Origin of the sequence: Niveispirillum sp., assembly GCF_052437035.1 — a bacterium.
GTDB lineage: Bacteria > Pseudomonadota > Alphaproteobacteria > Azospirillales > Azospirillaceae > Niveispirillum.
The window spans coordinates 175,480-188,105 of sequence record NZ_JBQVOH010000008.1 but is presented as its reverse complement, the minus strand read 5'-3'; the positions used below and the strand labels follow the sequence as shown (position 1 = coordinate 188,105).

Here is a 12,626-nt window from a genome sequence, read left to right as displayed (position 1 = left end):
GTGAAAGAAGGGCCGGATCACCCGAAAGTATGAGAGCGCATAAGGTCATTCATTGTTTGATCGACAGGACATTGTTCATGGTGATCGGCAGGGTGCCCAACATCAGGTAAGGTTCACCCGCTGTTAAATCGACACCGGTCACGCGACCAAAGCTCATGACCTGCGGACTCATGTCCTTGCCATCGACCCCCTTTATTTTGGCCACACCCTTGTAGGTACCATCCTCCAACTGCTTGCCGCTGCTGTCCTTGCCGTCCCAGTTGATGTCCTGGGTACCGGCGAACTTGGACAGTTCCAGGGTGCGCAGTACCTTGCCGGTCTTGGCGTCGGTGATCTCGAACACCGCACTGGAGGCGACGCTGTCGGTGGATACGGTCAGGTGAGCCTTGCCGTCCTGAAGGGAGATACCGTTGGACTGGATTTCCACCGTCTTGCCCATATAGCCCAGTGCCTGATTGGGCTGGCCGTTATTGATGGCGCTGATGACGCCATCCAGCTTGTCGTTGGTCTTGATCGACTGTTCGACCTGCGAGTACTGAACCAGCTGCTTGGTGAACTCGGCTGTGTCGGTCGGCTGCAACGGATCCTGGTTCTGAAGCTGCGATGTCAGCAGCGTCAGAAAGGTTTCGTAATTGTCCGACAGATCCCCCAGCGCGGATTTCTCCTTGGTGCCGGAGGTGCCGTTGGCCGCATTGGCGGCTGTATTCGCGATACCGGAGATGGACATCGTCTTGATCCTTCCCGTCAGGGATATGCTGCATCAGACCCGTACATCCACCCGCCCGAACTCCAAGATCTGGGCCTGGGCGATAATTGCCGGGTCTTCTTCCTCGACATCATCAGAAGCAAACCCCGTGCCATAGCCGGACTGGTCTCGCTGGTCCTGGCGCTGCTGGGCTTGGTCGCCGCTGTCCTGGAGTGAGAAGGACAGGCTGTCCTGGTCGGTCTGCAGACCGGCCTCCTGCAAGGCCTTCTCCAGGTTCTTACTGTCCTTTTGCAGCATCTCCAGGGTGGCAGGGTTCTCCACCATCACCTTGGCGCGCAGCTTTCCTTCCGATCCGATCTCCAACTGCACATCGATGCGGCCCATTTCATAGGGGTTGAGCTGGATGGAGACGCGGTCATTGCCGTCCTGGACGGCCCGTTGCACATGGAAAGCCATCTGCTGTCCAGGCGGGGTGTAGGCGTTGGGGCGGTGCGGGGCGTTGGTCTGGCGCAGGGACTGCGCGAAATCATTGCCCTGGACCTTGCCATTCTCGCCGGAATGCAGGCCGGCTGTGGCCGGGTCGATGCCATCGGCAGCGGGCGCCTCTGCAAAGCCGGAGCCACCCTCGCTGCTGCCATCGGTGCTACTACCGCTTTCATGGCCCTTGGCGCCGGCGGAAATGGCACGGGACAGAAGATTATCCTCCGTCTCGGCCCGCATGACTGTGGTGTCGACGCGGGTGGCCGGCTGGTTCTGCCCGGCAGATTGTGCCGATCCAGCGATATCCGCCTGCATCTCGGCCCGCGCTTCGTTACCCACATGCTTGGGCGCCAGCATCCGGTTGTTCGTCACCGCCTCATCTTCATCGCTCACCGCTTCCGTCACCTTCACATCCTCCCCCTCCACCGGGGCGGCATTGGCATCAGCGGCAGGTCGCGCGCTGGCGGGGGCCGGACGGGCTGCGGCGGTCGGTGCGGCGGTGCTGCTGGTCCGCAGCGTCACGGTATGCGGGGTGGGGCTGTTGGCCGTCGTGGCCATGGCCGGGTCAGCCTCGGCCACCGCCACCGTCTCCGCCGCCGGTTCTGCCGGCAGTGCCGATGCCGTCAGGATGGTGGTTTCGGCGGGTGCCGGCTCGGACTTGCGTACCGTCTGCGCCTTTGTGGAAGACGCCGCTGCCGGCGTCGGGCTGGTCGCCGGCGTGGGGGATGCCGCCGTAGCAGGTGCGGTTGGGGCCGTCATGTTGCCGCTGGCCGCTGTGACCGCCGGTTTATCGGTGCTCTCCTGCACCGATGCGGTCCATGCCGGGGCGGCGCTTGCCGGTGCTGTTACCGCCGGTGCCGGTGCCTTCGGCTCTGTTACGTTCACTGAAGCCTGACCAGCCGCACTGCCGGTCGTGGCGCTGGCGGCCTTGGCTGCTGCCATCTCCTTCACGGATGCCTTCTCATCGCCGGAGGCTGTGGCGGCCAGATCGGCGGGCAACGCGATGGCGCCTGGCTTTTCGTCAGCAGTGTCCGTGGCCGGCGTGATCTCTGTGCCGGTGGCTGCGACGGTGCCTGTCACCACGGGGGGCGCCGGTGCCGTACTGGGCGCGGGTGTCGATGGCGACGCGACCTTGATGCTGATCGCCTCCGGCTGCGGCGCGGCGATGGGAGCGGCCTTCTGTTCCACCGCCGGGCTGCTGGTCGGTGCCGCATCCACTGGCGCATCCACTGGCGCCGCCATGTTGGTGGCGGGCGGTGTGGCCGCGGTCATCATGGCGGTATCAAGCTTCGGGATGACGGGGGCCGCTGCGGGCTTTGCTGTTGTGGCAAGGCTAGCGTCTGCCGGTGCCGGCAAGGCCCTCAGCCCGGTGCCTGCCACGGTCAGATTGACCCCCAGCGCGCTGGGCGCCGTATCCGTGGTCAGAACGGGGATTACCGGCGCATTGCTGTTGGCACTGGCGATGGTCACCTGTGTGACCTGTACCACTAGGCTGGCATCGGTTCCGGTGCCGCCCTGCAAGGCCATCAGAATATCGACTTCGCCTTCCTCGGTCTCGGCATCCGCCGGCGTGGCGCCGTCGATCACCGACTCCCCTTCAGACAGGGGGCTGGCGGCGGTAAAGGCCTGCGACAGGTCGTTGAGGAAGGCCACCACTTCGGGGTTCATCTCCTGTCCCGAAAGGCTGCCATTGGCTAGCAGGCTGATGCCGGATTGTGCCCAGCGTGCTTCGATGCCCTTTGCACCGTTACCGGCATTGGCGGCGCCGGCCATGTTGGTCAGGTTGAAACCGCCACCCAGCAAGGCGCCCAGGCCCGATGGCGCGGCCGATGGCACGGTTGGTCCGCCCATGCCCAATGTGAGGGCGCCTGGCACCTCATCCGTCGTCAGCACCGGTATCGCCGTTCCGTCGCCCGTTCCGGCATCAGCACCGGTGAGGGAGAGGAAGTTGCCCAGGAGCTGGTTGAAACTTTCCAGCCCCTCCAAACCCTCCAGCCCTTCGCCGGACGGCGGTCCATTGCCGATGCCACCTCCCATCACGCCAAAGGACAAGGCGGATGGGGCGGTGGCCGTGCTGGCTCCAAGAAGGGCTGAGATGTCCATGGCGTGTATTCCTGCGCTATTCGGTTGGGACCATGCACCTATCGTGCCAATAGGGACGTGCCGGAATTGCTGGGTTTCGGGTTGGTCAGGCCCTGCCGGGGGGCAGAAGCTGCCGGTTCCTGGGCAAGGCTTGCCGGGCGTAGAGGCCCGAAACCCGGTGGACAAGGGGATGGCGTTACGGCGTACGGGTTGCGCGCCGTTGAGTTGGGATCATAAACCTAAAATGGGATCAGAAGGACTTGTTGTACGCCATTGAGGGTGCGGCCTTGCGGGCATAGGCCGCCGGCATGACCATCCCGCCCCGGCGGGTATAGGTTCCTTCGTCGGCCCGCGCCTTGTTGATGGCGGTGACCAGGGTATTGATGGTGGATTGCGTCACCTGGGTGGCGGCACGGACCAGCCGTGCATGTTCCAGGGTCGCCTCGATGAATTCGTCCGATGCCTGTTTCAGCCGGGCCTTGGCCTCGGCATCCATCAACTGCAACGTTTCGGTATCCGCCTTCACCGACCGCACGCAATCCTCATAGGTGCGGACCAGCAGGGGCTTCTTGTCGGCGATGGCGTTCAGGGCCGGCAGGTTGCGGTTGGCAATGGCGTCATTCTCCAACTGGAAAAGGTCCGTCAACCGCCGCATCGCATCGATCAGCGCATCCGCGCGGGTATTGGCTGTCATTTCGATCCTTTCCCTTGTTCTTGTTCCTGCATGCGGATCATGGCGGCCTTTACATCGTCGGCGATGCCGACGCCGCCGGCCTTGGCGATCTGCTTGCCATATTCTTCGACCATCATGCCGCGCCAGGTGTTCTCCGCCTCGCCGCCGCCGAAGGTGTCATCCGCTTCAACGCCCTGCCACATCTGGCCCAGCATCTGGGACAGGAAGACGGCTTCGAATTCCTGCGCCGCCTTGCCCACATCCTTGATGTTGGGGCCCTTGTTCTTCAGGCCACCGGCCTGGGACAGGGATTGCGGGTCAAAGCCGGGGGTGGAAAGCTTCATGCTGTCGGACATCACATCACCTCAATCTCGGCCTGAAGGGCACCAGCCGCCTTGATGGACTGGAGGATCGAGATCATATCACGCGGCCCCACGCCAAGCGCGTTCAGGTTTGCGACCAGTTCCTGAAGCGAGACGCCGGCCGGCATGACTGCCAGTTTCTTGTCGGCGCCATCATCGACCTGAATGTCGGTGCGCGGCACGACCGTCGTCTGTCCACCCTGGCTGAACGGCGCGGGCTGGGATACCTGCGGTGTCTCGGTGATCTTGATGGTCAGGTTGCCCTGGGCGATGGCGACGGTGGAGATGCGGACATTCTCACCCATCACGATGACGCCGGACGCCTCGTCAATGACGACACGCGCCACCTGATCGGGCCGGACGGTCAACTGCTCCACCTCACCCAGAAAGGCGACAAGGTCGGTCTTGCGCTGCATCGGCACATTGATGACGACACTGGTCGGGTCCAGCGCCTTGGCCGTCTGCGGGCCGGCGAACTGGTTGATGGCGTTGGCCACACGCACCGCCGTCGTGAAATCGGGGTTGCGCAGCGACAGGCGCAGATAGGGCAGGTCGGACAAGGAGAAATCGATCTCCCGTTCCACAATGGCACCACCGGCAATGCGCCCGCTGGTCGGTACGCCCCGCGTGATGGAGGCACCGGCACCCTGCGCAGAGAAGCCGGAAATGGCGACGGCGCCCTGGGCCACGGCATAAACCTCACCGTCGGCGCCCAGCAGCGGGGTGACCAGCAGGGTGCCGCCCTGCAGGTTCTTGGCATCGGCCATGGCCGCGACCGAAATATCGATGCGCGACCCCTGCGAGGTGAAGGGCGGCAGGGTGGCGGTCACCATAACGGCGGCCACATTCTTGGTACGGATCGTATCGCCACGGACATTGACGCCCAGGCGTTCCAGCATGCCGATCAGGCTCTGTTCGGTAAACGGCGAGTTGTTGATCGTATCGCCGGTGCCATTCAGGCCGACCACAAGGCCGTAGCCGATCAGCATATTGTCGCGCACACCCTCGACATCGGCGATATCCTTGATTCGGCTGTCCGCGTGCGCCATGTCGGGCGCCATCAGCGTGAGGGCCGTCAGGATGGCGGCCAGCCACTGGCCGATCCGGGTCTTGGTGGAGGAGGTGCGCGTCGCCATGGCGGTGCTTCCGATTCTGTCGCTTTGCCTTCGGTTCGGGGCTTTTCCGCCCCTTATCGTCGGATTGGTCGATGCCAGAACCGTGCCAGTCCAGGGATTGCGCGCCTTTCCGGGCCGCTGGTCAAGGCTTGCCGCCCCGTACAAAGGCTCAGGTCCTGCCTGCGGGCAAAAAATGCCCTAGGACGCGGGGCGCTGCGGGTGATACCTATAGTGAAAGACGTGCATCCGGCCTATATATCTGGTGTCGGAATGCCGTCCGGTCCGCTCAAAAGCGAAAGCAGCCAACCGCGCCATGAAGATCGAGGGTCCTTCCTCCGCCCGTCCCGGTCAGGTGAAGAAAGCCACGCGCAGCGGTGGTGGCGAATTCGCACGCCATATCCAGGGCGGGGACGAGGATGATGGCGTTTCGCGCTCATCTGGCTCGCAGGGCCTGTCCGGCATCAATCCGCTGTTCGCCCTGCAGGAGGTCGATGACGCCCTGTCCGGCAAGAAGCGCAAGGCGCAGGCGCGGGGCGAGGATATTCTGGACCGGCTGGATGAAATCCGTCTCGGCCTGCTAATGGGCACCATCCCGCTGGAAAAGCTCCATGAATTGACGCGGGTTCTTCAGAACCGCATCGGTGACCTGGACGATCCGGAGCTGCAGCAGGTTTTGGATGAGATCGACCTGCGGGCGCAGGTGGAGATCGCGAAGCTGACCCCGCAGGGCTGATCGCGCAGGCATACGCCTGAATGACTGATCGGGCTGCTTCCCCAGTAAATTGTTTGGTTTCAGCGCATTAGAAGTTTTGCGCCGATGCTGTTCGCCTGTTGCGGGCCGGGCCTTGTCTCCCTATACTCCGCGCCGTTTCCAGGCCCAGGATCGGACCAGTCAGATGTCGTCTAATACGTTGCCTCTGCTCCCCGCCGATTACCGCCCGTCGGAGGACGAGGAATATATGAACCCGCTGATGCGGGCCTTCTTCCGGCACAAACTGCTGCAATGGCGCGCGGAGCTGCTGCGTGAAAGCAGCGAAACGCTGAACAGTCTGCATGAGGATGGCGGGTTGCAGGAACCTGACATCGCCGACCGTGCGACGCTGGAGACGGATCGTGCGCTGGAACTGCGCACCCGCGACCGCGAGCGTAAGCTGATCTCCAAGATCGACAGCGCCCTGCAGCGCATCCATGACGGTGAGTACGGCTATTGCGAGGAGACAGGCGAGCCGATCGGAGTCCGCCGTCTGGAGGCCCGCCCCATCGCCACCATGAGCCTGGAAGCCCAGGAACGGCATGAGCGCATGGAGCGCACGCACCGCGACGATTGAGGTGGCGCGCGAGGGGCAGGAGAAAGCGTTTCGCGTGCTGCTGCCGGCGTCTGTCCGAACGGGTCGCAGCAGCGATTAACAGGCCCGATAGGGTGCAATCGGCTTTTTCCCTGGTTTGCAGACATGGCTCCAGAAGGAAGAAGAACGATGCGCTACCTGGGCTTTTTCCTGACGATCACCCTCGCACTTGCCTTGACGGCTATCGGCAAGCCGTCCATTGCACAGAATCTAGCGACTGACTTAGCCGGGCCGTCTCAGGTACCAAAGTTTCCGCCGCTGACCGACTTCGTTGGCACCTATGCCTATCAGGGCGGAACGATGGAGATCGCTGCCCCTGAAGAGTTGTACGCGGTGATCAGCGGCGGCAAGTATCCGTTGCGCCGAAAATCGGCTGATGTCTTCATCAACGGCGGCGGCGCAGACGTTATCTTTCATCGCGGTTCCGATGGTCAGGTTAACGCTGTGGAGGACAATACAGGCCTTTATCAGCGCTTATCGGCTACCATAACCCCCTTAACTGAAGCGGGATTCCGGCCCCGCCCGGTCGGGTCGCCTGCCTATCGCTACCGGATGCCAAGCGCCCTGAAAGACGGCATCCCGGTGGGCAATATCGCCAGATCTGACCTCGGCACCGACGCCGCCAGCCGCGTCGTCGCTGGTGTCCTCGACAAGACGTGGCCGGATGTGGATGGCATCCTGATCTTCCAGGGCGGTAAGCTCGTGCTGGAGGAATATTTTTACGGCTATGACCGCAACACGCCCCATCAATTGCGCTCTGCAACTAAATCGGTCGTGGGCGCTGTCGTAGGGTCGGCTGTCGCAAACGGGGCTATCACGCTGGATGAACCCGTTTTGCCCTGGCTTGGCTACGCGGACATTGCCAACGCCGATCCGCGTAAGGCCGCGATCACCTTACGCCATCTCCTCACCCTGCAATCTGGACTGGACTGCAACGACTACTCAGCGAACTCTCCTGGCGGCGAGAATAAACTCTACGACAAGCCCGACTGGATCCGTGTGATGGTTGACCTGAAAATGGTCGAGGCACCTGGCACGGTTGGTCACTATTGTACGGGCGCTACCTTTCTGGCCGGTCGCATAGTGGAAAAGGCGACAGGCTGGACGTTGCCCGACTACGCACAAGAACATCTGTTCGGGCCGTTGGGCATCCGCCGGTCCGATTGGACATGGGACCACTACCTAACCAATAGTGACAAATCGTTCGGCATGATGTCCATGCGCCCGCGCGATATGCTGAAGTTCGCAATGCTCTACGCGAATGAGGGACGATGGGGTAAAAAGCAGGTGCTGCCTGCCGCCTGGGTAAAGCAGTCGCTTTCTTCACTCAGCCGTGTCGAGAATACAGACTATGGCTTCCTCTGGTGGCGCATGTCGCTACGCGTGTCGACGCCGGACGGTACCCATCGTGTTTACATAAGCGCTGCCCAAGGCAATGGCGGCCAGAAGATTTATATTGTACCTGAGTTGGATCTAATCGCTGTCTTCACAGGTTCGCGCTACAACACGGGCGGGGCACCGCCGAACAAAATCATGGCAGAGGTGGTCCTGCCCGCCCTGTTGCAGGCGCGCGGCGTGAACGGGGATGTTGGTGCGCCAATCCGCTGAAGCGGTTCTATGGCCACGGCCATCCTCAAACGGTCAGGAACTTCCGCACGTCGGTTTCCACCAGCCCGGCCCTGTCCCCGGCCATTACCACTTCGCCCCGGTCCAGGACGGCGTAAAGGTCTGCCAGGTCGCGGGCAAATTCAAAGTATTGCTCCACCAGCACGATGGCCATGTCGCCCCGGTCGCGCAGCCATGAGATGGCGCGGCCGATATCCTTGATGATGCTCGGCTGAATGCCCTCTGTCGGTTCATCCAGCAGCAGGAGGCGCGGGCGCGTGACGAGTGCCCGGCCGATGGCCAATTGCTGCTGCTGACCGCCCGACAGATCACCGCCGCGCCGCGACAGCATGGATTTCAGCACGGGGAACAGCTCAAATATCTCATCGGGGATGAAACGCTGCCGCCGGGGCAGGGGGGCGAACCCGGTCTCCAGATTCTCCTTCACCGTCAGCAGGGGGAAAATCTCCCGCCCCTGCGGGACGTAGGCGATGCCGCGCCGGGCCCGGTCTTCGGTGGAGAGTTTGGAGATGTCCGCCCCTTCCCAGGTGATGGACCCGCCGCTGATAGGCCGATGGCCGATGATGGCGCGCAGCGTGGAGGATTTGCCCACGCCATTGCGGCCCATCAGGCATGTGACCTTGCCCGGCTGGGCCATGACGCTGACGCCGCGCAGGGCTTGCGCCGCACCATAATGCAGGTTGATGTCATTGACGTTCAGCATGTCTCACCGCCCCAGATAGACTTCGATCACGCGCGGATCGGCGCTGACATGGTCCAGCGAACCGTCGGACAGGACGGAGCCTTCATGCAGGACCGTGACCTTCACATCCAGATCGCGGACAAAGGTCATGTCATGTTCGACGACGACGACGGAGCGAGCCTGCGCAATCTCCCGCAGCAGACGCGCCGTCTCCGCCGTTTCGGCATCGGTCATGCCGGCCACCGGTTCATCGACCAGCAACAGTTTCGGTTCCTGGGCCAGCAGCATGCCGATCTCCAGCCATTGCTTCTGACCGTGGCTAAGTGATCCGGCCAGCACATCCCGCCGCCCGGACAGGCGGATGGTGTCCAGGATGGAAAGGATACGGTCATCATCGGCCCCGTCGCGGTGGAACAGGCTGGCGAACGGTCCGCGTTTTCCGGCCAGGGCCAGGTCGAGATTGTTCCAGACGGTGTGGCTTTCGAAGACGGTCGGCTTCTGGAACTTACGCCCGATGCCCAAGGTGGCGATCCCGGCCTCGTCCATCTGGGTCAGGTCGGTATCGCCATCGAACAGGATGGTGCCCTTGTCGGGCCGCGTCTTGCCGGTGATCACGTCCATCATCGTGGTCTTGCCCGCCCCATTAGGGCCGATGATGGCGCGCATTTCACCGGGCATGATGATCAGTGACAGGTTGTTCAGTGCGCGGAACCCGTCAAAGCTGACAGAGACGCCATCCAGATAAAGCTGGGTATGCTGCGGATCGGGTCTGGTGGACATCATTGCCCCTCCGTCACGGGCTGGGTGGTGATGGATGCCGCCTGTTTTTCCCGCCGCCGGGTCCAATAGCCGGTCCAGAGGCCGACAATGCCGCGCGGCAGGAACAGGGTGACGGCGATGAACAGGCCGCCCAGCGCGAACAGCCAGATTTCCGGCAGGGCATTGGTCAGCAGGGTCTTGCCGAAATTGACCAGCACCGCGCCGATTACCGACCCGATCAGGGTGCCGCGCCCGCCGACGGCCACCCAGATCACCGCCTCGATCGAGTTGGCGGGGCTGAATTCGCCGGGATTGATGATGCCGACCTGCGGTACATACAGCGCGCCAGCCACGCCGGCCATGCAGGCCGAGGTGACAAAGACCAGCAGCTTATACTGTTCCACCCGGTAGCCCAGGAACCGGGTGCGGCTTTCGGCATCACGGATGGCGACCAGCACGCGGCCCAGTTTTGACCGCACGATCCAGCGGCAGAGGATGAACCCCAGCGCCAGTGCGATGGCCGAGGCCGCGAACAGCGCGCTGCGCGTTCCATCGGCCTGGATGGAGGCGCCCAGAATATCCTTGAAATCGGTCAGGCCGTTATTGCCGCCGAACCCCATGTCATTGCGGAAGAAGGCCAGTAGCAGGGCGAAGGTCATGGCCTGGGTGATGATCGACAGGTAGACGCCCGTCACCCGGCTGCGGAAGGCCAGCCAGCCCAGCAGGCCCGCCAGCAAACCTGGCACCAACAGCACCATCAGGGCGGCAAACCAGAACTGGTCAAAGCCCAGCCAGTACCAGGGCAGTTCCGGCCAGTTCAGGAACACCATGAAATCGGGCAGGGTCGGGTGACCATACATGCCGCGCGGCCCGATCTGCCGCATCAGATACATGCCCATGGCGTAGCCGCCCAGCGCAAAGAACGCACCATGGCCCAAAGACAGGATGCCGCAATAGCCCCAGACCAGATCGACCGACAGGGCCAGCAGCGCATAGCAAAGATATTTGCCCATCAGCGCCACCAGATGCGGCGGCACATGGAACGGGCTGTCGGCTGGGACCAACAGGTTGAGGACGGGGATCAGGATGGCCAGACCCAGCGCCACCGCCCCGAAGGCCAGCCCTGCGCGGTCCAGCCGCGGCAACAGAATTCCGCCTTGCATGGGCGTCCCCTCAATGTTCGATGGCGCGGCCCTTCAGGGCGAAAAGGCCCCGCGGACGCGCCTGGATGAACAGGATGATGCCGACCAGCACCAGGATCTTGCCCAGCACGGCACCAGCCAGCGGTTCCAACAGCTTGTTGACGATGCCCAGCGACAGGGCACCGACCAGCGTGCCCCACAGGTTGCCGACGCCGCCGAAGATCACGATCATGAAACTGTCGATGATGTAGCCCTGGCCCAGATTGGGGCTGACATTGTCGATCTGCGACAGGGCCACGCCCGCCAGCCCGGCAATGCCGGAACCCAGGCCGAAGGTCAGGGCGTCAACGCGTGCCGTACGGATACCCATGGCCCGCGCCATGGACCGGTTCTGGGTCACGGCCCGCATCTGTAGGCCCAGTGGTGTCCGGCGCAGCAGCAGCATCAGGGCGGCAAAGACAATCAGGCCGAACAGGAAAATCCACATGCGGCCATAGGTGATGGTGACTTCCCCAACCTGGAACGCACCAGCCATCCAGTCGGGGTTCCCCACCTCCATATTCGTCGGCCCGAACAGCGACCGCACCGCTTGCTGCAAAACCAGCGACAGGCCCCAGGTGGCCAGCAGGGTTTCCAGCGGGCGGCCATAAAGGAAGCGGATGATGCCGCGCTCGATCAGTATGCCGACCCCACCCGCGACGACGAAAGCCAGCGGCAAGGCGATCAGCAGCGACCAGTCGAACAGGCCCGGCGCATGGGTGCGGATCACTTCCTGCACGACATAGGTCGTGTAGGCCCCCAGCATCACCATTTCCCCATGCGCCATGTTGATGACGCCCATCACCCCGAAGGTGACGGCAAGGCCAATGGCCGCCAGCAGCAGGACGGAGCCCAGCGACATGCCGTAGATGATGTTCTGCGCCGCCGCCGCCCAGGCCAGCTTGTTGTCGATCAGGCGCACGGCTTCCGTGGCGGCCTTGGCGACTGCTGGTTCGGTGCTGCCGGTCAGTGGGTTCAGCAGGGCAAGGGCGGCCTGACCGCCCTTGTCCGCGATGGTGGCGATGGAGGACAGCTTCTCCTCGGTGCCCAGGTTTGCATCGGCCAGCAGGATGGCAGCGCGGGCCTGTTGCAGGCTGCGCTTGACCTTTGCGTCCTGTTCCTCGGCCAATGCCGCCTCCAGCAGGGGCAAAGCGGCGGCATCGCGGTTGACGAAAACGGCTTCAGCCGCCGTGCGGCGGACGGCGGCATCGGGGCTGCGCAGGGTGAGCGCACCCAGGCTGGCACCAATGGCGCGACGCAGGCGGTTATTGACGCGGATCAGTTCCAGATCCCCCGCCGGCACGCTGCCCAGCGCGTCGCCCGACAGCGGATCGGTCAGGCTGATATTGTCGCCATTCTCCCGCCCGATCACCACCTTGTCATCGGTCAGCCGGCGGTAAAGCTGCCCGCCCTCCAGCGCCTTCAGGGCTGGCACGATGGCGGGGTCGCCCGTCTCGGTCAGGGCGGTCAGCGCCTGTTCCTTGGCCGCGTAATCATCGGTGGCCAGCGCATCGATCAGGGGACCCGTCGCCTGCGCCCAGGCCAGCGGCGTGACCAGCAGGGACAGCAGCAGAAGCAGCATTCGCATGGGGTGGCCTTTCGGGGGAGCGTCGG

12 protein-coding genes are annotated in these 12,626 nt (G+C 63.4%); 3 read left to right on the top strand and 9 right to left on the bottom strand.

Annotated features, from left to right (window positions below; all coding sequences use genetic code 11):
- Window positions 1-49: 49 nt before the first annotated feature.
- The 5 genes from ACT6Q8_RS19320 to ACT6Q8_RS19300 all read right to left on the bottom strand — a co-directional run bounded on the left by ACT6Q8_RS19320 (window position 50) and on the right by ACT6Q8_RS19300 (window position 5,439).
- Entirely contained in the window at window positions 50-727 is a 678-nt protein-coding gene (locus ACT6Q8_RS19320) for a flagellar hook assembly protein FlgD (protein ID WP_054167644.1), read from the bottom strand.
- A 33-nt stretch (window positions 728-760) separates the two neighbouring features.
- Complete coding sequence (locus ACT6Q8_RS19315; RefSeq protein WP_444733633.1) at window positions 761-3,289, bottom strand: flagellar hook-length control protein FliK; 2,529 nt, start codon at window positions 3,287-3,289, stop codon at window positions 761-763.
- A gap of 229 nt (window positions 3,290-3,518) precedes the next feature.
- Window positions 3,519-3,962, bottom strand: a complete 444-nt coding sequence (locus ACT6Q8_RS19310; protein WP_054167646.1) for a flagellar export chaperone FlgN — start codon at window positions 3,960-3,962, stop codon at window positions 3,519-3,521.
- Window positions 3,959-4,297 (bottom strand): rod-binding protein, encoded by a 339-nt coding sequence (locus tag ACT6Q8_RS19305; protein WP_054167647.1) that lies wholly within the window; start codon window positions 4,295-4,297, stop codon window positions 3,959-3,961. The genes ACT6Q8_RS19310 and ACT6Q8_RS19305 overlap by 4 nt, the downstream gene beginning before the upstream one ends.
- Complete coding sequence (locus ACT6Q8_RS19300) at window positions 4,297-5,439, bottom strand: flagellar basal body P-ring protein FlgI (RefSeq protein WP_054167648.1); 1,143 nt, start codon at window positions 5,437-5,439, stop codon at window positions 4,297-4,299. The genes ACT6Q8_RS19305 and ACT6Q8_RS19300 overlap by 1 nt, the downstream gene beginning before the upstream one ends.
- 292 nt (window positions 5,440-5,731) lie before the next feature.
- On the opposite strand from ACT6Q8_RS19300, the gene ACT6Q8_RS19295 reads away from it, so the two are divergent.
- The 3 genes from ACT6Q8_RS19295 to ACT6Q8_RS19285 all read left to right on the top strand — a co-directional run bounded on the left by ACT6Q8_RS19295 (window position 5,732) and on the right by ACT6Q8_RS19285 (window position 8,372).
- Window positions 5,732-6,151 (top strand): flagellar assembly protein FliX, encoded by a 420-nt coding sequence (locus tag ACT6Q8_RS19295; RefSeq protein ID WP_054167649.1) that lies wholly within the window; start codon window positions 5,732-5,734, stop codon window positions 6,149-6,151.
- A 163-nt stretch (window positions 6,152-6,314) separates the two neighbouring features.
- Window positions 6,315-6,746: an RNA polymerase-binding protein DksA gene (gene dksA, locus ACT6Q8_RS19290; RefSeq protein ID WP_054167650.1), complete on the top strand. Its 432-nt coding sequence runs from the start codon at window positions 6,315-6,317 to the stop codon at window positions 6,744-6,746.
- Between the two features lie 147 nt (window positions 6,747-6,893).
- The gene (locus ACT6Q8_RS19285; protein ID WP_444733634.1) at window positions 6,894-8,372 is read left to right on the top strand and encodes a serine hydrolase domain-containing protein; all 1,479 of its coding nucleotides are present in this window, start codon (window positions 6,894-6,896) and stop codon (window positions 8,370-8,372) included.
- Window positions 8,373-8,397: 25 nt separating this feature from the next.
- On the opposite strand, the gene urtE is transcribed toward ACT6Q8_RS19285, so the two are convergent.
- From urtE to urtB, 4 genes are read right to left on the bottom strand one after another with little or no spacing between them, the layout of a single operon-like run.
- Entirely contained in the window at window positions 8,398-9,093 is a 696-nt protein-coding gene (urtE, locus tag ACT6Q8_RS19280) for an urea ABC transporter ATP-binding subunit UrtE (protein ID WP_444733635.1), read from the bottom strand.
- Between the two features lie 3 nt (window positions 9,094-9,096).
- Window positions 9,097-9,855: an urea ABC transporter ATP-binding protein UrtD gene (urtD, locus tag ACT6Q8_RS19275; RefSeq protein WP_444733636.1), complete on the bottom strand. Its 759-nt coding sequence runs from the start codon at window positions 9,853-9,855 to the stop codon at window positions 9,097-9,099.
- The gene (gene urtC, locus ACT6Q8_RS19270; RefSeq protein ID WP_444733637.1) at window positions 9,852-10,994 is read right to left on the bottom strand and encodes an urea ABC transporter permease subunit UrtC; all 1,143 of its coding nucleotides are present in this window, start codon (window positions 10,992-10,994) and stop codon (window positions 9,852-9,854) included. The genes urtD and urtC overlap by 4 nt, the downstream gene beginning before the upstream one ends.
- A gap of 10 nt (window positions 10,995-11,004) precedes the next feature.
- A complete protein-coding gene (urtB, locus tag ACT6Q8_RS19265; protein WP_444733638.1) occupies window positions 11,005-12,600 on the bottom strand; it encodes an urea ABC transporter permease subunit UrtB in 1,596 nt (531 codons plus the stop codon).
- Window positions 12,601-12,626: the final 26 nt, after the last annotated feature.